We start from the raw sequence: 22082 nt of genomic DNA on the forward strand, positions 1-22082 counted from the left end.
ACAACACCGGCACAGGGCTGATCAGGAACCGCGGCCCGCGTTCCGGCCGAGCGCATCTCGGTGCCGGTGATCTCCAGCGGAGACCTCTTCCGCGCCCGGATCAGCGACGGCACCGAGCTCGGCCGGACCCTCAAGCGGCGTACCGAGGCCGGGGATCTGGTGCCTCACGGCTCATCACCACCCTCATCACGAGCCGACTCGACCAGCCCACGCCGGCGGATTCCTGCTCGACGGCTTCACCCGTTCCGTGCGCCAGACCGGTCTCCTCGGCCAGGCCGTTGCCGAGCAGGGCACCGCGATCAATCCGGCCGTCGCCTTCGGCCTCCCCGCCGAGTCTCCCCGACGAGCAGTCGATACAACGGCCGAGCGGTGTATCGACCGCGGAGACGGTCTGCCAAGGCGTGGGGGACGAGATCGAGGCGACGGTTCTGCGCCGCCCGGTGTGAGCGGGCCGAACCCCCTTTTGAGCCGTTCACTCGTCGCCGGGCCGGGGCGAGGATCGCTTGAACGTGTCGCTTGCCCTCGCTGCGCTTGCGTTCGTAGAAGCGCCGCGGGGCATCGCGGTCGCGAATGCCGGTCAGCGGCCGAGTCGTCATGAAACGCCGGGCGGCCAGGTGAAGTGAACCATCCGGTGCAAGCGGCTGAAGGCCCTATCCGGCGTCTCCAGCCACGGTTGACGTCCATGTACACGTCCGGGCCAAGGAGCTCAGAGCTTCGAGAGCTCGGCCACCGCGGGCGCCCAGATGCCCGGATCGTGCTGGTAGGGGGAGTAGAAGGAGAAGCGGTCCACGAGGCCGCCGAAGCGCGCCGCGACGGCCTGGGCCAGCCTGTCCGGTTCGGCGACCACGGCGAAGGCGTGCAGAACCTCGTCGTCGACCAGGTCACCCATCCGGCGCCACCGGTCCTCGGAGTCGCCCCGGGCCAGATTCGCCAGTTCCTGTCCGAGGTCACCCCAACCGTGCAGTTCGAGGACGCCGCGGTAGGCGGGCGTACTGCCGTAGAAGGCGATCTGCCGCCGCATCGCGGAGGCGGCCGCCTCGAACTCCTCCTCCGACCGCCCGGTGACCACCATGCCGGACAGGCTGACGGAGAAGCCACCGAGGTCACGGCCCGCCTTCTGAAGCGCGCCGCGCAGAATCGGCAGGGTGTGCTCCCTCAGGTACCTCTCGGTGGTGAACGGGTGCGGGAGGAACCCGTCGCACACGGCCCCGGCGACCTCGGTCATCCGGTCGCCCACCCCGGCCAGGTACACCTTCGGCGGACCGCTCGGACTCGGTGCGGGCGAGAAGAACGGCGTCATCAGCGTGTGCTGGTAGAAGTCGCCGCGGAAGTCCAGCCTGGTGCCCTCGTTCCACGCGGACCAGATCGCCCGCATCGCCTCCACGAACTCCCGCATCCGGCTCGCCGGCCGGCTCCAGGGCATGCCGAAGCGGCGTTCGACGTGCGGCCGGACCTGACTGCCGAGCCCCAGCAGAAGCCGGCCGTCCGCGAGCAGGTTCAGGTCGTGGGCGGTGTACGCCAGGGTCATCGGGCTGCGGGCGAACGCGACGGCCACGGCGGTACCCACCTCCAGCCGTGTGGTGGCCCCGGCGGCCGGCACCAGCGGGAGGAAGGGGTCGTACGCCGACTCGCCGCCCCACAACGCGTGATAGCCCGCGTTCTCGGCGTCCCGCGCCTGTTCCGCGATGTCCGAGACGGGGCGCGCTCCCCCGTCCTTGTCCGTCCGGCTCAACTTCGCGTCGACCTTCATGTGCCTTCCTTGCCTTCCTTCGGTCGGTATCGGGGGGCGGCCCGGCCGCGTCAGCGGTAGAGCGCGACGGTGAAGTGGGTCAGCGGTCCGCCCTCGGTCACGGCGCCGGAGGCGACGAGCCGGTCGACGGCCTCGTCGGTCAGCCCGGCCGCGCGGAGCACGTCCCGCGAGTGCTCGCCCAGCCCGGGGGCCCGCAGCACTCCCGGGCGCCGTCCCCGGTCGAATCGGGCGTACCTCCCGGGGACGAACAGCGTCGTCCCGTCTGCGCGGTCGATGGGCAGGAGGTACTCCGCCGCGAGCACGTCGGGATCCGTGGTGAGGTCGAGGTAGGTGACCGCCGCGGTGACCGCTCCTCCGGCGTCGGTGAGGCGCTTGACCACGTCCGCGGTGTCGATCTCACGCAGAGCGGCGGCAAGTGCCCCGGCAGACGGCGTCCGCCCGTCGGGGAGCGTCGTGCGTGCCGGGCGTCGCGACGCGGCGGCCGTCGCCTGCCGGGGCACCGGCTCGGACGCCGCCTCGTCCGGCGGGAGCGACGGCGTCGTACTGATCCCGGCGTCCGCGAGCACCCGGGCCGACGGCAGCCGGAGTCGTACGAATCCGTCCGCCGTGGGATAGAGCCGGTCCAGTGCGGAAGGCCCCTGATAGTCGGCCCCGCCCCGGGTGACCGCCGGGCGGGTGGGGTACCGGGTGAGTTCACCGCACTGCATGAAGGCGGCGACGGCCGTGAGCGACACGCCGAACCGCTGTCCCTCGCCGGTACGCGCCCGGTGGTAGAGCCCGACGCAGGAGCCGAGTGCGGTGGCGCACGCCGCGGTGACGTCGTTGACCGCGATGCTGGAGAACACCGGGTCCCCGTCGCCGCCCTGGGCGGCCATCATCCCCGACACCGCCTGGAGGATCGGGTCGAACCCGGGCTTGCCCGCGAAGGGTCCGACGTCGCCGAATCCCGTGATCGAACCGGTCACGATGTCCGGCCGTACCCGGGTGAGCGCTGTGTGGTCGATGCGCAGGCGCTCCAGCACGCCCGGCCGGAAGTTGTCGAGGACGACGTCGGACTCCCGTACCACGGCGCGGAAGGCGTCATGGCCGGCCGGATCGCGCAGGTTCACGGCCAGACTGCGCTGCCCGCGGTTGTAGTGCCAGCCGATCTGGCGGAAGTCGTCCCCCGCGCTCTGCTCCACCTTGACGACCTCCGCGCCCAGTTCGGCCAGGAGCGACCCGGCGAACGGTCCCGCGAGCACGGCGCCCAGGTCCAGTACCCGCAGGCCGGCGAGCGGTCCCGCCGCGGGCGCCGTCGCGGACAGCCGGCCGACCGGGCCCCGGGGGGATTCCGCGCGGTCGCGCGGCCGCCACTCGGCGTCGCTCACGTAGGCACGCGGCCGCGGCTCGACGGGCGGGGTCAGTTGGAACTCCACGGGTGCCCAGGGCATCTCGACCCGGCCCGCCTCGGGGTCCTCGACCGTCTTGCGCTGGCCCAGGGCGAGCATCTGTGGATGGTCGAGATACGCGCCGGCCTCGGCAACGACACCGGCCGGGCAGTCCACCTCGTCCAGCAGCCGCAGCCACTCGTCCCGGGGCCTGGTGGCGAAGGCCGCCGCGAGGCGCCGACGCACCCAGTCGCGGTTGTCCACCGCATACAGCCTGGTGTGGTCGCCGTCGACACGCGGGTCCGTCAACAGGTCGGAGGTGCCGAGCAGAGCGAACGCGGCGATCTGGAACTTGGGCGTGAGCGCGCCCAGCAGGAGCCAGTTCCCGTCCGCGCAGCGGTAGGTGGAGTAGGCGGGGTTCGGGCCGTGCGGTCCGACCGCGGTGGGCGGCGGCGGCACCTCGGGGTCGACCACCATGGTCGCGGCACCCGTGATGAGCGCCCCGTGCATACCGTCGACCGTGACCCGCTGTCCCAGGCCGGTCCGCTCACGCTCGACCAGGGCCGCGACGGCGCAGGTCGCACCCCACAGGGCCTGCTGATAGCTGACGTACGGGAAGACGGGTTCGACCGGGCCCCCGTCGTACGAAGACTGCCGTCGCGCGATGCCGCTCGCCGCGGTCATCAGGCCGTCGGCCGACCGGGACGGGACCTGCTCGTCGACCCGGAAGCGGGGAAGCGAGAGGTGCACGAGCCGAGGGTTGGCGGTCCGCCCCCCGTCCGCCGTCGCCGCCGACGCACTCCGTGTGGTGACCACGACATCGGCCGTCGCCAGCAGCGAGGCGACCGCCTCCTCGGCGGATCCGGTCCTCATGACCCGCTTGTTCCGGTCCCACATCGGCGCACCGGGGTCCCGGTCGGCGGGCGGGTCCGTCTCGATCCTGATCACTTCGGCGCCGTAGTCGCCCAGCACCATCGCGGCCACCTGGCCCGCGATGCCGACGCTGAGGTCGAGCACCCGGACATCGGCCAACGCGGACGCCGGCCGCCCGTCTTCCGTTCCTGACACGCTTGTCTTCCTCTCCCACGTCGGTCGGCCGCGGTGATCCGCGCTCGCGCGGCCGGCGGTCAGTTCTTCTTCGCGCCCTGCAGCAGCTGGGGGGCCACATCTACGAGCCAGATGTTGTCGACGTGCAGATGCTGGGTCAGCACGGCGGCGTCCCGGACCACCCGCCCCAGGACGCTGGGGTTGCGGAACGCCTGGGTGCCGCCCCAGAGCCGGGCGAAGCCGACGACGTCGTCGACGACGCGGTGCGCCCAGACCGCGGCCTGGCGCATCCGTGCCCGCAGCTCCGGGTCGACCCGCTGCTCCCGTACGGCCTGCTCCTGCGCCGCCCGGAAGGTCTCCATCAGGTAGGCGCGGGCGCTTCGGTACTGCGCGTCCGCCTTCGCGAACTCGAACCCGAAGACGGGGTGGTCGGCCACGGGCACCGGGTAGCCCCGCCGGGCCTTCCCGTCCGTGATCCCGGCGACCTCTTCCAGGGCCCGCTTCATCAGGCCCAGCGCCACGCCGGCGTGGCCGGCGACCGCGATCCCGTCCTTGCCGAGGTGGAAGACGGCGTCCGAGCGGACGGGAGTGAGTGAGTACGCGTCCAGGACCATGCTGTCCGGCACGAACACCCCGTCCGATTCCAGGTCGTGACTGCCGGTTCCCCGCAGACCCGTCACATCCCAGTTCCGGACGATCCGGGCCGCATCGCGCGGTATGACGGCGTAGAGGGCCTGCCGCTGCCCGTTCTCGTCGAGGGCGGGTTTGCCCTTTTCGTCGACGACCGTGAAGCCGACGCCGAACCAGTCGGCCCAGTCGCACCCGCTGGCGAAGGTCCAGTGCCCGGAGACCTCGAATCCCCCGTCGGCCCGGCGGCCCTTGCCGACGGGAGCCGCGTACCCGGCCATGAGCGCGCGCGAGGTGCCGGAGTACAGGCGCCGCACGCCGTCCTCGGGCAGGAAACCGGCGATCATGGCGGCCGCGCTGATGTTGACCATGGCGATCCAGCCGACCGAGGCGTCCGCGCGCGCCAGTTCCTCGATCACCTCGATGGCGTCGCAGACCTCGCCGCCGCTGCCGCCGGCCGTCTCGGGCACGCCCACCCAGAAGAGGTTGTTGTCGCGGATGGCCTCGACCACGGACGCGGTGAGCCTTCCGCCCTCCTCGATGGCGTCGGCCTCCGACTCGATGAGCGGCGCGAGACTCCTCGCCCGGTCCACGAAGGACTCGGTGACCGGGCCGGTTCCCGCTTCCTGTGACGCTGTGGTGTCGACGACCTCGGTTGTCATGAGGTGTCCTCCTCGAAAGGGTTGTTCGGTCGTTTCCGGGGGGCGGCTCGCGAGGGGGCCGTCCCGCTCAGCGAGCCCGCGTGGTCGTCTCCGCGTCGGGCGTCCCGGCGTCGGGCGTCGTCGGGGCGGGCGCCGGGCCGGCGTTCACCACCGAGCCCGTGTCCACGGCCCGCAGGATCCGTACGGCCTGCACCGTTCGCCGGCACCTCAGCACGGCGCCGGGGACCACGGCCGCGAGCAACGGCACGGCCAGCGCGCCCAGTGCGGCCCTCGCGCGGGTGCGCTTCATGAGGAGACCTCCGATGCGGCGCGTTCGCGGCCCTCGGCTCCCCCGGCGCCCGCCCGGCCGCGCGTACCCGGCGTGACCCGCAGGAAGGGGCCGCGCAGGAGCTTCGTCAGCAGCGCGTACAGCAGCACTCCGTCGGGCCACTGGGTGGAGATCCGGCCCGATCCGCTGCGGTAGTAGTTGTTGCCGTACTGGAAGGCGGTGCCCTGGAGCATCCGCTGGACCGCCCGGTCGTACGCCTCGGCCGCCCACCCCCTGACCTCGACCTCCCCGGCGCCGCCCCGTTCGGCACGCTTGACCGCGGCGGTGAGGAAGGAGGCCTGCAGTTCCAGGTTGGTGACGATGGTGCCGCCGTTGGTGTTCGGCCCGTACATGATGAAGAAGTTGGGGAATCCGGGGACCATCACGCCGAGGAACGCTCGTTCGTCGCCGTTCCAGTGGCGATGGATCTCCTGGCCGTCGCGGCCCGTGACCTGAAGCGTGGACAGGAAGTCGGCCTTGAAGCCGGTCGCCATGATCAGGACGTCGAACTCGCGCTCGACCCCGGTGGCGTCCACCAGCCCGTGTTCGGTGACCTCGCGCACCGCGTGCGGGACCAGTTGGACGTTGTCGGCCAGTACGGCGGTGTAGAAGTCGTCGCTGATCACCGGGCGTTTACCGCCATACGGGTAGCGCGGTGTCAGCGCTTCGAGGAGGTCCGGGCGTTCCCCCAGCGAGGCTTCCAGGTAGCCGCGGGCGGCGTTCTCGGCCGCCGTGTTCTGCGGGGATCCGGAACGCCACAGGGCGCCGCCGAACTGCGCCTTGTCCCGCCGGTAGATCGTCGAGGCGCGCACGATGCGCTGCGCCACGCGGGAGTCGAGTGCGCGCCTCTCCTTGTCCGTGTACGGGCGCGCGCGCTTCGGCACGATCCAGTTCGGCTCGCGGGAGAACATCGTCACCTGCTTGGCCTTGTCGCGCAGTGCCGGCACGAGTTGGGTGGCGGTGGACCCGGATCCGACGACCGCGACGCGTTTGCCGCTCAGGTCGACGTCGTGCCTCCACTGCGAGGAGTGGAAGACGGGCCCCTCGAAGGTGTTGAGGCCGGGCAGGTCCGGCATCCTGGGGTCGCTCAGCAGACCGACCGCGCTGACGACGTACCGGGCCCGCATGATCTCGTCGCGGCCCGACCTCAGCGAGTACTCCCGCGCCCCCGCGTCCCATTCCACGCGGTCCACCGTCACTCCGAAGCGGCAGCGGTCGCGGAGGTCGAAGGCGTCGAGGACGGCGGCGAGATAGTCCCGCAGTTCGGCCTGGCGGACGTGGGTCCTGGTCCAGTTCCACGGCATCCACGAGTAGCTGTAGAGCATCGAGGGGGTGTCGACCTCGGCGCCCTCGTACGTGTTGTGCCACCAGGTGCCGCCGGGCCCCTCGGCCCGTTCCAGCAGCGTCACCCGCCTGAATCCCGCGCGCCGCAGCCGTACGGCGGCGCCGATTCCGGCGAACCCCGCGCCGATCACGGCGATGACGGGCTCTTCGCCGCCGCCGGCAAGTGTTCCGCGGATCATGGTCAGCATCACCTCTGGTGTCGGCGTTGTCAGTCGAGTGCGATGAGCGGGTGGACGACCGACGCGGCACCGTCGACGACGAGCACGTGGCCGCTGATGTACGACGCCGCGGCGGAGGACAGGAAGACCGCCGCGTCACCGATGTCCTCGGGGCGGCCCCGGCGGCGGAGCGGGACCTTGGCCGCCAGGGCCGTGTCACCGGCGCGCGCCGGGGTGTCGATGGTGCCGGGCGCGACGGCGTTCACCCGGATCCCGTGGGCGCCGTTCTCCACGGCGAGGGTCCGCACGAGACTCATCAGGCCGGCCTTCGCCGCGCCGTAGGCGCCGTGCAGGGTCGAGGCCGCCAGCCCGCTCACCGACGCGATGCACACGAGTGAACCCGAACCCGCGGGGATCATGTGCCTGAGTGCCTCCTGCGCCACCACCCACTGCTGACGCAGGTTGAGCGCGAGCACGTCGTCCCAGTCGCCGTCGGAGGTGTCGGCGCTCGGTGACCAACGCGACGCCCCCACCACGTCGACGACGACGTCCACCCCTCCGCGCAGCCGGGCGACCTCGGCGAAGGCGGCGCGGACCGCGCCGCGGTCGAGGACGTCGACGACGTGGGCCGTGCTCTCGCCGCCCGCCGCCTGCGCGGCGTCGGCGGAGGACTTGGCGGCCGCCTCGTCGCGGTCGAAGCAGGCGATGCGGGCCCCGGCGCGCGCGAGACCGACCGCGCACGCCCTGCCGATCGCGGGACCGGTGCCCACGACGACGGCGCTGCGTCCCTCGAGGCCGAGCGTCAGCCCGGGCCTGCCTGTTGTGTTCATCGTGTCGTCCCATCGTCCGGGGCCGCGGCTCGGCCCGCTTCGACCATCTGCGCAAGGACCGGGCCGAGGGCGTCGGCGATCCTGCGGTGCCCCGCGTCACCGGGGTGGATCCCGTCGACGAGTTCACCGGCGCCGACCAGCTCCCCGCCCGCGAGCAGCCTCAGCGCCCGGTCCTCCCGCGCGAGTTCACCGACCGTCTCCTCGACGGCGTGGCGCAGGTCCGCGAGCGTCGCGCCGACCGCGTTCGGCCGGTCCTCGGCTTCGGGCCGCAGGAGGGGGCTGATCACCACCAGCGGCGTCCGGGGGTGTCCCGACCGGACGACGGCGACGAAGTCGCGCAGGAGCCCGGCCATGTGCTGCGGCCCGGTGGGCAGCACGCTCCAGTTGTTGGTACCGAACGCGAGGGAGATCACGTCGGCCTCGAGGGTCGCCAGGTACTGGGCGGCCGCGATCTCGCCCCTGGCAGCGCCCGCGAACCCGAGGTTCCATGCCTCGAAGCCGTACCGGCGAGCCACCGTCGCGGGGTAGGCGCACGCCGGGTCGGACACCGACCAGCCCTGGGTGATGGAGTCGCCGTAGGCGAGCCACCGCGGCCGGTCCGCCACCGGCTCCACCCGGCCCCGGACCGGTTCCAGGGAGACGATCCGCCCGAGCCGGGCCTCGGGCAGGTGCAGGGTGTAGGCGGCTCCGTCGGGCCTGAGCGGCACCGTGACCGGTCCGCCGTCCGCGGGCACCTCGACCTGGCCCACCTTCCGCTCGCCCTGCCAGACGGTGACGTGGTCCCCTGTGGTGGGTGCGGCGAGCGGATGCCGCGGTGCGGTCTCCAGGACGAGCACCAGGGCCTGTGCGTGGGAGACGAGTTCCACCACCACCCCGGCGGGTACGGCGGCCGCGCTCCAGGTGTCCGCCGGAAGCCTCGGGCGCACGTCCTCACCGAGCCGGCCCACCCCCGCCCGGCAGCCCCGGACGAAGGCGCCGAGTTCCGGCAGCCCCTCTGCGGGCTTGCCGCTCCTGTCCTCACCGGCGACTGAGAGCATCTCGAACACCTCTGTCCGGATAGTTGAACGCCTGGCTGTCGACGGGCCGGTGTCACAGACCCAGCGACTTGCTGATGATCGACTTCATGACCTCGCTCGTGCCGCCGTAGATGCGCGTGACGCGGGCGTCGGCGTAGAGCCGGGCGATGGGGTACTCCAGCATGTAGCCGTAGCCGCCGAAGAGCTGGAGGCAGCGGTCGGCCACCCGGCCCTGCAGTTCGGTGCAGAACAGCTTGACCTTGGCGGCGTCCACCGGGGTCAGCTCGCCCGCGACATGGTCCTGCACGGCGCGGTCCACCAGGACCTGTCCGGCCGTCAGCTCCGTCTCCATGGCGGCGAGTTCGAACTTGGTGTTCTGGAAGTGGCCGACCGGCCTGCCGAAGACGTGCCGTTGCGTGACGTACTCGACGGTGACGTCGAGCGCGGCTCGTGCCGCGGCGACCGCGCCGACGGCGATGGCCAGCCGCTCCTGCGGGAGGTTGTGCCCCAGATATCCGAACCCGGCTCCCTCCTCGCCCAGGAGGTTGGCCACCGGCACCCGCACATCGGTGAAGGACAGCTCCACCGTGTCCTGGACTTTGATACCGATCTTCGGCAGGACCCTGCCGACCTCGAAACCGGGCATCCCCCGCTCCACCACGATCAGCGACAGCCCCGCCCTGCGGTCACCCGTGTCGGTGGAGGTACGGGCCAGCACGATCACGAGGTCCGCGTGCAGGCCACCGCTGATGAAGGTCTTGGCGCCGTTCAGGACGTAGTGGCCGCCGTCGCGGGTGGCGGTGGTGGTGACGCCCGCGAGGTCCGATCCGGTCCCCGGCTCGGTCATGGCGATGGCGGTGAACAGGTCGCCGGCGGCGATGCCGGGGAACCACCGCGCGCGCTGCTCGGCGTCGGCGAGGTGCAGGAAGTACGGCAGGACGATGTCCAGGTGGGTGCGGAGCGTGCCCAGGGTGAACGTGGCGCGGTTGATCTCCTCCTGGAGCACCGCGTTGAACCGGTAGTCGTCGCTGCCCGCACCCCCGTACTCCTGCGGCACGGACAGGCCCATGATCCCGAGTTCGCCCAGGCGGTGGTAGAGGGACCGGGGCACGGCGCCCGCCCGCTCCCATTCCGCGAAGTACGGAGCGACCTCCTTGGCGAGGAAGGTGCGCACGAGGTGACGGAGGTCCTCGTGTTCCTGGGTGTAGAGGGTACGGCGCATGCGGGTCCTCTCAGGAAGTCGTCAGGAGATCCTCGTGTGGATCCCGGCGGCGGCGCGGACAGCGGCGTAGTCGGGTTTGCCCACGTAGGTGCGGGGCACCTCGTCCACCCGGATCCAGGTCTTGGGGCACTTGTACGGGGTCAGCCGGCTCCGGCAGTGGGCGGTGAGCTCGGCGTCGCTGACGCCGTTGCGGACGGCGACGACCCCGGTGACGCGCTCGCCCCACTTCTCGTCGGGCAGGCCGATGATCGCGGCGTCGGTGACGTCCGGGTGGTCGCGTACGACGATCTCGACCTCCTCGGGCCAGACCTTCTCCCCACCGGTGTTGATGCAGGCGTTGCCCCGGCCCAGGATGCGGATGGTGCCGTCCTCGTTGACGACCGCCTCGTCGCCGATCACCAGGTACCGCACGCCGTCCACCTCCCGGAACGACTCCGCGGTCTTGACCGGGTCGTTCAGGTATCCCAGGGGCAGGCGTCCGGCGGTCGCCACGAGTCCGACCCGCCCGGACCCCGGGAGCACCGGCCGGTTGTCGGGCCCGAGGACGACGAGCCCCTCGCGGGGCTGGAAGCCCTTGCCGTCCACGTCCCGGCTGACGAGAGCCTCGGTGGAACCGAAGTTGTCGATCAGTCGGATGCCCGGCAGGTGTGCCGACAGGCTCTCCCGCACCTCCGGGCTCCATACGGCTCCCGACGACGACAGCGCCGAGAGCGCGTCGAGCCGGCCGGCCCACCGGCCGGTCTCCAGTTCGGCCAGGAGTGGTCTGGCATAGGCGTCGCCCACGATGCCGAGCACCCGGACGCGATGGCGCTCGGCGAGTTCGAGGGTGGCGCGCGCGTCGAACGACGCCTGCTCGTGGAGGACCACGACGCCGCCGCCGTTCAGCGCGTTCAGTGCCAGGCCCATGGCCGTGCCGTGGGCCAGCGGAGAGGCCGGCAACGTGGTCGGAGCGGGGCGGGTGGCCCCGGCGGCCACCGTCCGGGGGTCGGGCGGCTCGGTGCCGGGGCGGATGACCTCCCACAACATGCGGTAGTGGGTGTCCACCTCCCAGACGACGCCCCGGGGGCGGCCCGTGGTGCCCCCCGTATACCACAGCAGCCTGTCGTGCGGCGAGAGCCTCCGTGGCGGTGCGGGGTCACCGGCCAGGGCCTCGTACCACTCCTGCGATGTCGCCTCCAGAAGTGCCACGGGGCGGTCCAGGAGCTTGACGGCGCGAGCGACCTCGTCGGCGGCGGCGGGTTCGTACACCAGGGCGCCGGCGTCGCAGTCCCGCACGATCTCGGCGATCTCCTGCGCGGTGTAACGGGGATTCACGTTCGCCGGTGGCGAGCCCAGCATCAGCGCCGCGTAGAACGTCTCCAGGATCGCCGGACGGTTCACCAGCATCGTCGTGACCGGCCGTCCCTCCAACCGTGCGGTGCGGTGCAGGTGGCCGGCGAGTGCCGACGCGTTCCTGTGGAGCCGGCCTGCCGAGATCGTCCCGTCCGGGGTTCCCACCAGAGGGCGGTCCGGATCGAGACGGGCGAACGCCTCCAGCGCCCGCACGTAGTGATGGTCGGCCACTCCAGAACCTCCCAAGATGAATTCAAAGTTGCTAGCATCATGCCATGACTCAGATCGACGTGCGAAGCCGTCATGCGAAATCTCTTGAATTCATGTTCTCCAAAGTGCCGTTCATCAGGGCACTTGGGCTGGAACTCGTCGAGTGGGAGGGACAGGAGGGAGTGGTGGTGGTGCGCATGCCGTGGGCGGACATGGCGGACAACGGCGGTGGCACACCACACGGCGGCGCGGTCGCCACCCTGCTGGACACCACGGGCGCGGCCGCGGTGTGGAACGGGCACGACTACGAGCGGGGCACCCGGGGCTCCACGATCTCGCTGACCGTCAACTACCTCGGCGCGGCCCGGAACGAGGCCGTCGTCGCCACCGGGCGGTGCGTGCGCAGGGCCCGGGAACTGAACTTCGCCACGGTCGAGGCGGTCAGCGAGTCCGGCCGCCCCGTCGCGAGCTGCGTCATGACCTACCGGATCGCCCCGTGAACGCGCCGGGCAGGGCTGCGGCGCAGCCCCAGGAAGAGGCAGACGAATTGGTCGGCCGCACGGGGGAGCCCTTCGAGTTCCCCGTGGAACTCGGCAAGATCCGCGAGTTCGCCCGTGCCGTGGCGAGCCGGGATGTCGCGTACACGGACGGCTCGGTCACACCCCCCACCTTCCTGATGGCCGCCGACCTGTGGCAGAGCCGGGCCAACTCGCCGTGGGGCGACCACCCGCGCGCGCTCGCCCGCACGCTCCACGCCGAGCAGGAGTTCGTGTTCACAGGTCCGCCCCCGGCGGCGGGAACGACCCTGCGCGGCCAGTCCCGGATCGACCGGCGCTACACGAAGCACGGCAGACGCGGAGGCACGATGACCTTCACCGAAGTGGTCACCGAGTACCGGGACGAACAGGACCGGGTGATCGCCGAGGTCCGTTCGACGACCGTCGAGACCTCCAAGGCGGCCCGGACATGAATTCAATGCCCGCGGATGCGTCCGTCGAGATCCGCAAGGGAACCGAGGCCGAGCCGTACGTCGGCAAGCCCCTCACCGTCACCGACTTCGTCCGCTACCAGGGCGCCTCGGGGGACTTCAACCCGCTGCATCACGACCACGACAAGGCCGTCGCGGCCGGTTTCGACAGGCCCTTCGCGGTGGGCATGCTCGCCGCGGGGGTACTGGGCGGTTTCGCGGCCCGCTGGCTCGGCCCCCACGCGATCCGGCGGTTCAGGGTGCGCTTCGCCGAGCAGGCCTGGCCGGGCGACGTGCTCACCTATGCGGGCGTCGTCACCGACGTCCGGGAAGGGCCGGCCGAGGGACGGCGCGAGGTCGACGCCGAGTTCACCGTGACCCGGCAGACCGGTGGAGTCCACCTCAGAGGATGGGCGACGTTCGTGTTCGGCGACACCGGGAGCACCGGCCGGGAGGGCCGGTGAGTACCGCTACGGCCCTGGTGCTGGAGGCCCCGGGGCGACTGGTGGCCCACGAGATCGAGGTGCCCGAGCCGCTTCCCGGGGAGGCTCTGCTGCGCGTCGAGGCGTGCGGGCTGTGCGGAACCGACCACGAGATGTTCACCGGCGCCATGCCGGCGGCCCTGCCGCTCGTCCCGGGACACGAGGTGATCGGCACGATCGAAGCGGCGACACCCGAGTTCCTCTCGGTCAGATCCCTCGCCGAGGGCGATCGCGTCGCGCTCGAGGTCTTCCAACGCTGCGGTGACTGCGGTCCGTGCCGCTCGGGTGCCTACCCGCTGTGCCGGCGGCACGGGCTGCGCGACTCCTACGGCAACAGCCCGCTCTCCTCCGGCGCGGGGCTGTGGGGCGGATACGCCACCCACGTCGTCCTCACCACGGACGCCGTCGTCCACCGGGTCCCTGCGGGGCTGGATCCCGTACACGCCACGCTGTTCAATCCCCTCGGGGCGGGTATCCGCTGGGGTGTCACCCTGCCCGGAGTCCGGGAGGGCGACGTCGTCGCGGTGCTCGGCCCAGGGCTGCGCGGGCTGGGCGCGGTGGCCGCGGCGTCGGCGGCGAAGGCCGGATTCATCCTGCTGACCGGCGCGGGCGGGCGGGACGCCGACCGGCTGGAACTCGGCCGCCTTCTCGGCGCGACCGAGGCGGTCGACGTCACCCAGGCCGATCCGCGGGCACTGCTCAAGGAGCGGGTGGGCGGCCTCGCCGACGTCGTGGTCGACGTGACGGCGGCGGCGCCCGCGGCGTTCGTCCAGGCCCTCGATCTGGTGCGGCCGGGCGGCACGGTCGTGGTGGCCGGTACCCGGGGCGCCCATCCGCTGCGCGAGTTCAACCCGGACCGGATCGTGCTCAAGGAACTGCGGCTGCTGGGCGCACGCGGTGTGGACGGAGCGGCGTACTCCGCGGCGCTCGACCTGCTCGCCGCAGACCAGCGCCTGCGCACGCTGCCTCGCCGCACGGTCGGTCTCGACCCCGAGGCGCTCTCCGAGCTGCTGACGACCATGGCCGGTGGCGACGCCCCGCCCCTGCACGCGGTGGTCGTGCCATGACCGAGGGGAAGGACCGGGTCCGGCCTCCCGCCGACGGTGCCCGGCTGCCGCTGCTGTCCCCGGCCGCCGCGCGCGCCGCCGCCGAGGAGGTGGGGATCGATCCCGCGTATCTCACCCAGCCGATCTGGACAATGCTGCTGGCCCGGCCGAAGTACGCGAGGGCGCTCTACGGCGTGCTCACCGACCTGCTGTTCCGCACCACACTGCCGGTCCGCCTGCGCGAACTGCTCATCATGCGCATCGGGTGGACCACGGCGGCGGAGTTCGAGTGGGCGCAGCACTGGGAGGTCGCCACGCGGGCCGGTGTGGATCCCGCGGATCTGCTGGCGGTCCGCGACTGGCAGGGCAGCGACCGGTTCGCGGAGGCCGACCGCGCGGCGCTCGCCGCCGCGGACGAGGTCGTCGAGCGGGGCGAGGTGGGCGACCGGTCGTGGCGTGCCCTGCGGCAGCACTTCTCGGAGTCCGAGCAACTGGAACTGATCGCCGTCCTGGCCACCTGGCACCATGTGAGTGTCCTGGTCCGGAGCCTGCGGGTGCCGTTGGACGACGGCATGACCGCCTGGCCGCCGGACGGCGTGGCACCGAAGAACACGTGTCGCGACGGACGGAAGTAAGCAGAGGAAACGGCCGGTGAGGCGGTAGTTCTCGGCTCCTTGGGTCAGCCGGGGAAGCTGGGAGCGCAGAACGGGCGTCAGGACCGCGACATGGTCGACTGGTCCTGGCGCCGGCGATCTGGAGTCCAGGGCCGAGAGCCGACGGCCATGGGCCGCAAGCTGTGTCCAAGGGCGCGCCCCGGTCAGCGCCAGGGCCCTCGCCGGTAGCGGTGACAGGCGCGTCACGCCAGGAACAGGGCCGGCGATCCGGCGAGGCGTGAGTGAGCCGCATCCGGTGACCACCGCGTACCGCGGGGCTTCGCCGCCCGTGAGTGCGGCGGCGAAGCCGTTGCGCGGTGCGAGAAGGCGTTCAGAGCGCGGGCACCGAGAAAGGGTCGAGCTGGGGAAGTGTCCCGGCCGCCATCACATGACGGCCGAGGTCCGCGGTGAGCGTCTCCCAGTCCCCGAACAGCATGTCGAGACCGTAGGCCCTGCGCATCACCTCGTGCAGGGGGAATTCCCACGTCAGTCCCATCGCACCGCACACCTGCGCGGCCTGGCGCACCGCCCGGTCGACGGCCGCGCCGGCGAGTGCCTTGGCGACCGCCGCGGCCAGCGGACCGCCGTCGGCGAAGGCCACCCTGATCGCCTCGGCCGCCGCCTCGATCCCCACCGCGACCTCCGCGAGCCGGAAGCGGACCGCCTGGAAACCGCCGACCGGACGGCCGAACTGCCGCCGGTCCGTCACATGCCGGACGGCGAGTTCCAAAGCGGCCCGGGCAAGGCCCACCAACTCCGCCGCGAGCGCCCGGCGCCCGGCTGCCACCGCCTGGCCCCACAGGGGCGCGGGCTCAGCCGACGCGGGGTCCAGTGCGGCGGTGACCCTCGACCAGCCGCCGTCGGGGTCCAGCCCGGCGACCTCCTTGACCTCGACGTCGGCGGACGGGACGCGCAGGACGCGCGTGCCTTCCGGGGCGGCCACGGGGACGACGATCGACGCCCTGGGTCCGACCGCGCGGAGCACGGCGTCGAGGCGGACCGTACCGTCCACCACCGGGGCGGCGGGCTCGAAGAGGTCGCCGCCCGTACCGAGCCGATAGGCCACCGCCGCGGTGGGGGGCGCGCCGAGCTCCCTGAGCACCACACCGTCGAGCAGTCCCGACACCGCCCGGGCGCGCCCCTGTTCCTCGAAGAGCAGTGCCTCCGCGGCGGGGTGTTCCGCGGTCACCTCGTCCCAGCCGAGTTCGGCCAGGGCCACCGGGAGGCCCTCCGGATCGGAGGTCTCGGCGAACAGTGCCCGCAGGCTCTCTGTCAGCAGGCGTGTCTCGTCCGCGTCCATCACGATCCCTCCCTGGGCAGACCGAGCACTCGGTCGGCGATGATCGTCCGCTGGATCTCGGCCGTGCCGCCGTAGAGCGTCGACGCCCGGGTGTAGAACCAGTCCGACCGCCACGCCTCGTCGGCGTCCCGGTCGGAGAAGAGGAACTCGGGCCGGCGCAGGCTCAGGGCGGCGTCGCACACCCGCTGTTCGGCGGTGCCCAGCAGCACCTTGTCGATCGAGGTCTCCGCACCCGCTACCTCGCCGGCGCCGAGCCGCTGGACGGTGCGCCCGCACCGCAGCCGCAGCGCCTGCTGCGCCAGCCAGGCCGCCCCCACCTCGGCGGCGGCGGGGGTGTCCGGCGCGGTGTGCGCGGCGAGTTCCGCGACCAGCCGCCCGATGTGGGCCTGCCGGACCCAGGCGTAGTTCCCCCGTTCGAACTGGAGGAGGTACATCGCCACCGCCCAGCCCTGTCCCTCGTCTCCGACCAGACGGTCGGCCGGCACGCGGGCGCCGTCGAAGAAGACCTCCGCCAGCTCGTTGTGGCCGTTGGCGTAGCGGATCGGGCGCACTTCCACACCGGGGGTGGAGAGGTCGACCATCAGCATGGACAGGCCACGGTGCCTGCTCTCCGTCGTACCGGTGCGCACCAGCGTGCCCATGCGGGTGGCGCCGACGCCCTGGCTGCTCCAGATCTTCTGACCGCTGAGCACGTACTCGTCGCCCTCCCGCCGGGCACGGCAGCGCAGCGAGGCGAGATCGCTGCCCGCCTCGGGCTCGGAGAAGCCCTGCGCCCAGGTCGCCTCACCGGTCAGCGCCGACGGCAGCAGGCGGGCCGCCAGATCCGGCGCGAACCGGATCACCGCCGGTGCGAGGGTTTCGAGCATCTCGTACTGCACGGGCGCCGGGTAGCCGGCCCGTTCGAGTTCGTCGTAGAGAACGGACCGCAGGACGGGCGGGCCCCCGAGTCCCCCTGCCTGAACCGGCCAGCCGGTACGGCCCCACCCGTGGTCGTACAGCAGGCGGGTGAGGAGTCGTCCCGCTCCCAGCGCGGCCTCGGCGGTGCGGTACACAGCGCCGTGGAACTCCTTCAGCTCGTCCGTGCGGGACTCGATCCAGGCACGCAGCCGCTGACGGTGCTCACGCACGGCTGTGACACCGGCCGTCGCCCGACTGTCCGGCGTGCTCCCCGCTCGGTCGGTCTGTCTCACGTGGACTCCTTCGTCGCGCCGCAGGTACCGACTTTGAATTCAAACATACCCACACGGCGAGCGCCTCGAACTGTGACCGAAATTTGAATTCAACTGCTAGGCTGCAGGAGTGTCCGAACACATACTGACTGAGGTGGCGGGCGGTGTCCTCACCGTGACACTCAACCGGCCCGAGCGCCTGAACGCCTGGACGATGGAGATGGGCGACGCGTATTTCGACGTCCTGGACCGGGCCGACGACGATCCCGGGATCCGGGTCGTCGTCCTGACCGGGGCCGGCCGCGGCTTCTGCGCGGGCATCGACATGGAGGTCCTCGGCGCGGCGGCCGGCGGCCGGCTCCCCCGCCCGGCCGCGGGGCGCCGTATGACACACGCCCAGAGCTTCCGCAAACCCCTCATCGCCGCGGTCAACGGGGCCTGTGTCGGCTTCGGGCTGGTCCAGGCCCTCGCCTGCGACATCCGCTTCGCCGCCGCCTCCGCCTACTTCCTGCCGGCCTTCGCCCAGCGTGGGCTCAACGCGGAGTACGGCACGAGTTGGCTGCTCCCCCGGATGATCGGGCAGACCCGCGCCACCGAATGGCTCTTCTCCGGCCGGCGGATGGACGCGGCGGAGGCGGAACGCGTGGGCCTCGTCAACGGTGTCCGCGACGACGAGAACCTCCTCGACCAGACCCTGGACTACGCCCGCCGTCTGGCCCGGACCGCGTCTCCCACGGCACTCGCCGACACCAAGGCGCAGATCGCCGGCGACTGGCTGCGCGACCGGACCGCCGCGGAGGACCACGCGAAGGAGCTGGGACACGCCCCCGGGCACCGGGTCGACTTCGAGGAGGGGGTCCGCAGCTTCCTGGACAGGCGTCCGCCCGACTTCGCACCCCTCACGCCCCGTTCCCCCGACCCGGCGAACCCCCTCGCGCCGGCCGACCACCCATGATCGGAGAACCCATGACATCGGCAGCCACCGAGGCCATCGCCCCGGGGTCCGACGAGCCGGTCGTCGTCACCGCCGACGGACCGGTGCGGACCGTCACCCTCAACCGCCCGGACGACCTCAACGCGGCCGACGCGGCGATGCACCGCCGGCTGGCCCGTGTCTGGGCCGAACTGGCGGACGACCCCGAGGCGCGGGCGGTGGTCCTGACCGGCGCCGGCCGCGCGTTCAGCGCGGGGGGTGACTTCGGCTTCATGCGCGAGCACCGCGATCCCGCGGCACGGTGGCGCATCATCGAGGAGGCCCGGCGGATCGCCGTCGAGATGCTCCAGTTCCCGCTTCCGGTCGTCGCCGCGGTCAACGGGCCCGCGGTGGGCCTCGGATGCAGCCTCGCTCTCATGAGCGACCTGGTCCTCATGGCGGACACCGCCTTCCTCGCCGATCCGCACATCCTGGTCGGCCTGGTACCCGGCGACGGCGGAGCGGCCGTTCTCCCGGCGCACATCGGCATGTTGCGCGCCAAGGAGTTCCTCTTCCTCGGCGACCGCGTGGACGCGCAACGGGCCGTGTCCATGGGCATGGCCAACCACGTGGTCCCCGCGGCCGAGCTCACCGCTCGGGCCCTGGCCCTGGCCGAGCGGCTGGCGGGCCTGCCGGCGCAGGCACTCCGCGACACCAAGAGGGCGCTGAACCAGAACCTCGAACTCGCCCTCGCCTCCACCCGCAACTACGCGCTCGTCGCGGAGCGCTACAGCATGACCGAGGCCGAACACCGGCGTTTCCTCACGGCGCAGGAAAATCGCATCGGGAACTGATGCCGTGGCCGGAGGGAGTCACCGCGCCGAGATGCCGTGCCGGCGTCGCGAGCCGGTGCTCCCCGTGGCCGCGGCACCGGCATCATGCTTCACCTGAGAAAAGGAGAGAGTGCGCGCATGCCCAAGCGGTACGGAGTGAAGGACCGCGATGTGGCCGCGGCCTGGGTGATGGAGCGGCTGTTCGACGGCAGGCTCCGCTCCGGGGACCGGTTGGACCGCAACGAGATCGCCGAAGGCGTCGGTATCAGCCGGGTCCCGGTCCAGGAGATGATCGTCCAGCTCGAACGCGACGGCATCGTCCGCAGTGAGTACCACCGCGGTGCCTACCTGGAGCGCTTCGATCCCGACGTGGTGCACGAGACATACGAGCTGTTCGGACTGGTCACGGGGCATTCGGCAGCCACGGCGGCCCAGGCCATGACCTCTCAACTCGCCTATGAGCTCCAGCAGTTGGTGGACGAGCTGCGGGAGGCCGACAACGGGGCGTTCCGTGATCTGACCTGGGAGTTCCGCCGGAAGGTCAACACCGCCGCCAGTGGACCGCGGATGCGGGCGATGCTGTCCACCTTCCGCACCTTCATGCCGACGGCCTACGGCGTCCTGGTCGAGCGCCCGCGTACCCGGACCAGGATTCTGCAGCACTACCGCGCGGAATGCCGTGCCCTCGTCAAGCACGACGGCGCGGGGGCCCGGCGTGCGGCCGAGAGTCGCTGTGCGGAGGAAGGGGAGCTGCTCGTCGCCGAGCTCACCCGGCGCGGGGTCTTTGCACCGGCTGCGCAGAAGCGACAGGCGTGATCCGCGAGGCCCACTCCACGAGTGCCGCCCAGAGCCGGTGCCGGTTCGCTGCGAGGTTGTGGCAGTGGAAGGACCCGCTGACCACCTCGAGTCGCACCGACGGCGCGTTGCCGTACGCTGCCGGCTCGCGCACCGGATCCGCGACCACGTCCCGTTCGCCGAAGCCGAGGAACACGGGCACGTCGACGCGCCCGGCCAGCCCGGCGACCGCGCCCGGGCCCGAGACCCAGGCGGCGAGCGGAGCGGGGACCGGCGTCCGGGCCGTCCGAACGGCCGCCAGCAGGGGACCGTCGAGGGCCGGTCCGACGTTGGTGTAGCCCACGTCGGCCTTCGACGCGGCCGCCGTCTCGGGGGTCAGCCGCCATCGGCGCCCGTCCGGACGCCACATCGTCAGCTCCCGGGACGGGTAGCCGAGCACCGCCAGCCCCTCGAACGACCGGTGGCGGGCCTGCTGCAGCAGCATCAGCGCCGCTCCCATCGAGTGGCCGACGCCGGCCACCGGCAGGTCCGCCAGCCCGGTCGACGCGAGGAAGGCCGTGGTGGCGGAGGCGTTCGCGGCCGCGACCGCGTCGGGCGCGGGCTCCGGATCCGGGCGGGCGCTGCGGCCCGTGCCCAGGTGGTCGAGGGTGATCACTCCCAGGCCGAGGGCCGCGGCGTAGCGTGCGAAGCTGTACGCGCTCGCGGGGGCCGCCGTCACCTGGAGGTCCCAATAGGACCGGTCGAGGCCCCCGCCCGGAAGGCAGACGGCCGCGGCGACGGGGTCGGGCGGCAGGAAGGCCGTTCCCGCCACCCAGCCGCCGCTGCCCACGTCGCAGCGGAGTTCCGTCACCCGCACCCTGTCCGTCCCGATCTGTCGGGTCACACCGGCACCGGGTCGGTGCCGTGCCCGAGGCGGGCGATGACCTTGCGGTCTGGACCGATCTCGGCGTAGTCCGCGACGAGGAAGGTGAAGCGGCTGCCGTCGGCCACCGAGGCGACCGTCCACCTGGTCTCGGCGAACACGAACCAGTCCTCGACGTGCCGCTGGAGCAGGTCGATGCGCTCCGGGACGTACCGGCCGTAGAAGTCCGCCAGGTGTGCCCGGAGTTGCTCCTGCCCGTCCAGCTCCACGGTCATGCCGGGTGTGTCACTGGTGTAGTCGCGGATGCCCACCTGCCCGTCGGGCGCCAGCGCAGCGAGCACGCCCTCGATGTCGGCGCTGCCGAGGGCGTCGAGATAGGCGTCGTGATCGGCGAGCAGGTCGCGCAGGAGGTCGTGCCGGCTCTGCCCGTCCCGGGGGCTCGCTCCCTCCGTGACCCGGGCCCAGAAGAGTTCGCCGGTGATGCCGGTGCCGCCCATCGTGGGGAAGAGGACGAGCGCCTCGAAGTCCATCAGGTCGCCCGGCGACACCGTCGCCCCGCGGACGGCGATCTCGGCCATGAACTCGACGGTCGCCCAGCCGGCGTGGAAGGTGTACCAGGGAGCGAGAACCCGGCTCAACGAATGCCAGTCCCGCAGTCCCATCCCGGTGTGCAGGTCGACGTAGCACTGCCTGATCCCCGTGCGGGTCTGGACGAGGTGCTGTCGCAGCCGTCCGCTCTCCACGGTCGGGTTGACCGTGTAGGCGTACGGCCCCTGAGCGGTCAGCGTGCCCAGGATGGCGTCGACGTCCCCCGTGATCTCGATGTCGATGTGCCGGTCCGCCTGACTCTGCGATCGCAGCAGCAGGTCGGCGTGGCGGAGTGCGTCGACGGAGGCGGCCTCGGAGAGACCGGGGCCGGGGTCGCCGGTGATCGTGTTCGTCATTGGTCCGCTTCCTCTCGGTTCAGTGCCGATGGAGGTGCGAGGGGGAGATGAGAGCGCCGGTGCGCCCTCGGGCGAGGCATGCCCTTCACCTCGGGAAGAGCCCGCTCTGCAACGGCATTGGGAGTATTAGTCCGCGAACCATGTCCATAGTCAAGAGAAATTTCAATGCTGTTTCCAGGGCATGTCCCGTCACGCGCCTTGACAGCTCTCCAAAACCCTGTACATGGTTTTAACGTCGAGAGTCAG

21 protein-coding genes are annotated in these 22082 nt (G+C 72.0%); 8 read left to right on the forward strand and 13 right to left on the reverse strand.

Features of this window, described 5'->3' with window-relative positions:
- Positions 1-706: 706 nt before the first annotated feature.
- The 9 genes from MKW14_RS38340 to MKW14_RS38380 all read right to left on the reverse strand — a co-directional run bounded on the left by MKW14_RS38340 (position 707) and on the right by MKW14_RS38380 (position 11893).
- Positions 707-1750 (reverse strand): TIGR03617 family F420-dependent LLM class oxidoreductase, encoded by a 1044-nt coding sequence (locus MKW14_RS38340; protein WP_240871066.1) that lies wholly within the window; start codon positions 1748-1750, stop codon positions 707-709.
- Between the two features lie 50 nt (positions 1751-1800).
- Positions 1801-4185, reverse strand: a complete 2385-nt coding sequence (locus MKW14_RS38345) for a CoA transferase (protein WP_240871067.1) — start codon at positions 4183-4185, stop codon at positions 1801-1803.
- A 59-nt stretch (positions 4186-4244) separates the two neighbouring features.
- Positions 4245-5453 (reverse strand): acyl-CoA dehydrogenase family protein, encoded by a 1209-nt coding sequence (locus MKW14_RS38350; RefSeq protein WP_240871068.1) that lies wholly within the window; start codon positions 5451-5453, stop codon positions 4245-4247.
- 67 nt (positions 5454-5520) lie between these two features.
- Positions 5521-5742, reverse strand: a complete 222-nt coding sequence (locus MKW14_RS38355) for a hypothetical protein (protein WP_240871069.1) — start codon at positions 5740-5742, stop codon at positions 5521-5523.
- Positions 5739-7283 (reverse strand): flavin-containing monooxygenase, encoded by a 1545-nt coding sequence (locus MKW14_RS38360; protein WP_240871070.1) that lies wholly within the window; start codon positions 7281-7283, stop codon positions 5739-5741. Before MKW14_RS38360 ends, MKW14_RS38355 begins: the two co-directional genes overlap by 4 nt.
- Before the next feature lie 29 nt (positions 7284-7312).
- Complete coding sequence (locus tag MKW14_RS38365) at positions 7313-8092, reverse strand: SDR family NAD(P)-dependent oxidoreductase (RefSeq protein WP_240871072.1); 780 nt, start codon at positions 8090-8092, stop codon at positions 7313-7315.
- Positions 8089-9129: an SGNH/GDSL hydrolase family protein gene (locus MKW14_RS38370; RefSeq protein ID WP_240871074.1), complete on the reverse strand. Its 1041-nt coding sequence runs from the start codon at positions 9127-9129 to the stop codon at positions 8089-8091. The genes MKW14_RS38365 and MKW14_RS38370 overlap by 4 nt, the downstream gene beginning before the upstream one ends.
- Before the next feature lie 52 nt (positions 9130-9181).
- Positions 9182-10330, reverse strand: coding sequence for an acyl-CoA dehydrogenase family protein (locus MKW14_RS38375; RefSeq protein ID WP_240871075.1), 1149 nt, complete (start codon positions 10328-10330; stop codon positions 9182-9184).
- A gap of 21 nt (positions 10331-10351) precedes the next feature.
- Positions 10352-11893 (reverse strand): AMP-binding protein, encoded by a 1542-nt coding sequence (locus tag MKW14_RS38380; RefSeq protein WP_240871076.1) that lies wholly within the window; start codon positions 11891-11893, stop codon positions 10352-10354.
- 92 nt (positions 11894-11985) lie between these two features.
- Between MKW14_RS38380 and MKW14_RS38385 the strand changes: the two genes are divergently transcribed.
- From MKW14_RS38385 to MKW14_RS38405, 5 genes are read left to right on the forward strand one after another with little or no spacing between them, the layout of a single operon-like run.
- Positions 11986-12372 carry a PaaI family thioesterase gene (locus MKW14_RS38385; protein ID WP_240871077.1) on the forward strand — a complete coding sequence of 129 codons (387 nt, stop codon included), beginning with the start codon at positions 11986-11988 and terminating at the stop codon, positions 12370-12372.
- A gap of 47 nt (positions 12373-12419) precedes the next feature.
- Entirely contained in the window at positions 12420-12842 is a 423-nt protein-coding gene (locus MKW14_RS38390; RefSeq protein ID WP_240871078.1) for an FAS1-like dehydratase domain-containing protein, read from the forward strand.
- Complete coding sequence (locus MKW14_RS38395; protein WP_240871080.1) at positions 12839-13303, forward strand: MaoC/PaaZ C-terminal domain-containing protein; 465 nt, start codon at positions 12839-12841, stop codon at positions 13301-13303. The genes MKW14_RS38390 and MKW14_RS38395 overlap by 4 nt, the downstream gene beginning before the upstream one ends.
- Positions 13300-14388 carry a zinc-dependent alcohol dehydrogenase gene (locus MKW14_RS38400; protein ID WP_240871081.1) on the forward strand — a complete coding sequence of 363 codons (1089 nt, stop codon included), beginning with the start codon at positions 13300-13302 and terminating at the stop codon, positions 14386-14388. Before MKW14_RS38395 ends, MKW14_RS38400 begins: the two co-directional genes overlap by 4 nt.
- Positions 14385-15002 carry a carboxymuconolactone decarboxylase family protein gene (locus MKW14_RS38405; RefSeq protein WP_240871082.1) on the forward strand — a complete coding sequence of 206 codons (618 nt, stop codon included), beginning with the start codon at positions 14385-14387 and terminating at the stop codon, positions 15000-15002. Before MKW14_RS38400 ends, MKW14_RS38405 begins: the two co-directional genes overlap by 4 nt.
- Positions 15003-15351: 349 nt before the next feature.
- Here MKW14_RS38405 and MKW14_RS38410 read toward each other — a convergent pair whose 3' ends face one another.
- Both MKW14_RS38410 and MKW14_RS38415 read right to left on the reverse strand, forming a co-directional pair.
- Positions 15352-16320 carry an acyl-CoA dehydrogenase family protein gene (locus MKW14_RS38410; protein ID WP_240871083.1) on the reverse strand — a complete coding sequence of 323 codons (969 nt, stop codon included), beginning with the start codon at positions 16318-16320 and terminating at the stop codon, positions 15352-15354.
- Positions 16320-17510, reverse strand: coding sequence for an acyl-CoA dehydrogenase family protein (locus tag MKW14_RS38415; protein ID WP_240871084.1), 1191 nt, complete (start codon positions 17508-17510; stop codon positions 16320-16322). The genes MKW14_RS38410 and MKW14_RS38415 overlap by 1 nt, the downstream gene beginning before the upstream one ends.
- Before the next feature lie 109 nt (positions 17511-17619).
- On the opposite strand from MKW14_RS38415, the gene MKW14_RS38420 reads away from it, so the two are divergent.
- The 3 genes from MKW14_RS38420 (at position 17620) to MKW14_RS38430 (ending at position 20051) form a co-directional block, all read left to right on the forward strand.
- Entirely contained in the window at positions 17620-18444 is an 825-nt protein-coding gene (locus MKW14_RS38420; protein ID WP_240871086.1) for an enoyl-CoA hydratase-related protein, read from the forward strand.
- Positions 18445-18455: 11 nt separating this feature from the next.
- Positions 18456-19256, forward strand: a complete 801-nt coding sequence (locus MKW14_RS38425) for an enoyl-CoA hydratase/isomerase family protein (RefSeq protein ID WP_240871089.1) — start codon at positions 18456-18458, stop codon at positions 19254-19256.
- A gap of 117 nt (positions 19257-19373) precedes the next feature.
- On the forward strand, positions 19374-20051 hold the full coding sequence (locus MKW14_RS38430; RefSeq protein WP_240871091.1) for a GntR family transcriptional regulator: 678 nt from the start codon (positions 19374-19376) through the stop codon (positions 20049-20051).
- On the opposite strand, the gene MKW14_RS38435 is transcribed toward MKW14_RS38430, so the two are convergent.
- Both MKW14_RS38435 and MKW14_RS38440 read right to left on the reverse strand, forming a co-directional pair.
- Entirely contained in the window at positions 20002-20913 is a 912-nt protein-coding gene (locus MKW14_RS38435; RefSeq protein WP_240871092.1) for an alpha/beta hydrolase, read from the reverse strand. The two genes, MKW14_RS38430 and MKW14_RS38435, sit on opposite strands and share 50 nt — an antisense overlap.
- On the reverse strand, positions 20910-21836 hold the full coding sequence (locus MKW14_RS38440; protein WP_240871093.1) for a nuclear transport factor 2 family protein: 927 nt from the start codon (positions 21834-21836) through the stop codon (positions 20910-20912). The genes MKW14_RS38435 and MKW14_RS38440 overlap by 4 nt, the downstream gene beginning before the upstream one ends.
- Between the last annotated feature and the right edge of the window lie 246 nt (positions 21837-22082).

Source organism: Streptomyces gilvus (assembly GCF_022513565.1).
GTDB classification, from domain to species: domain Bacteria; phylum Actinomycetota; class Actinomycetes; order Streptomycetales; family Streptomycetaceae; genus Streptomyces; species Streptomyces gilvus.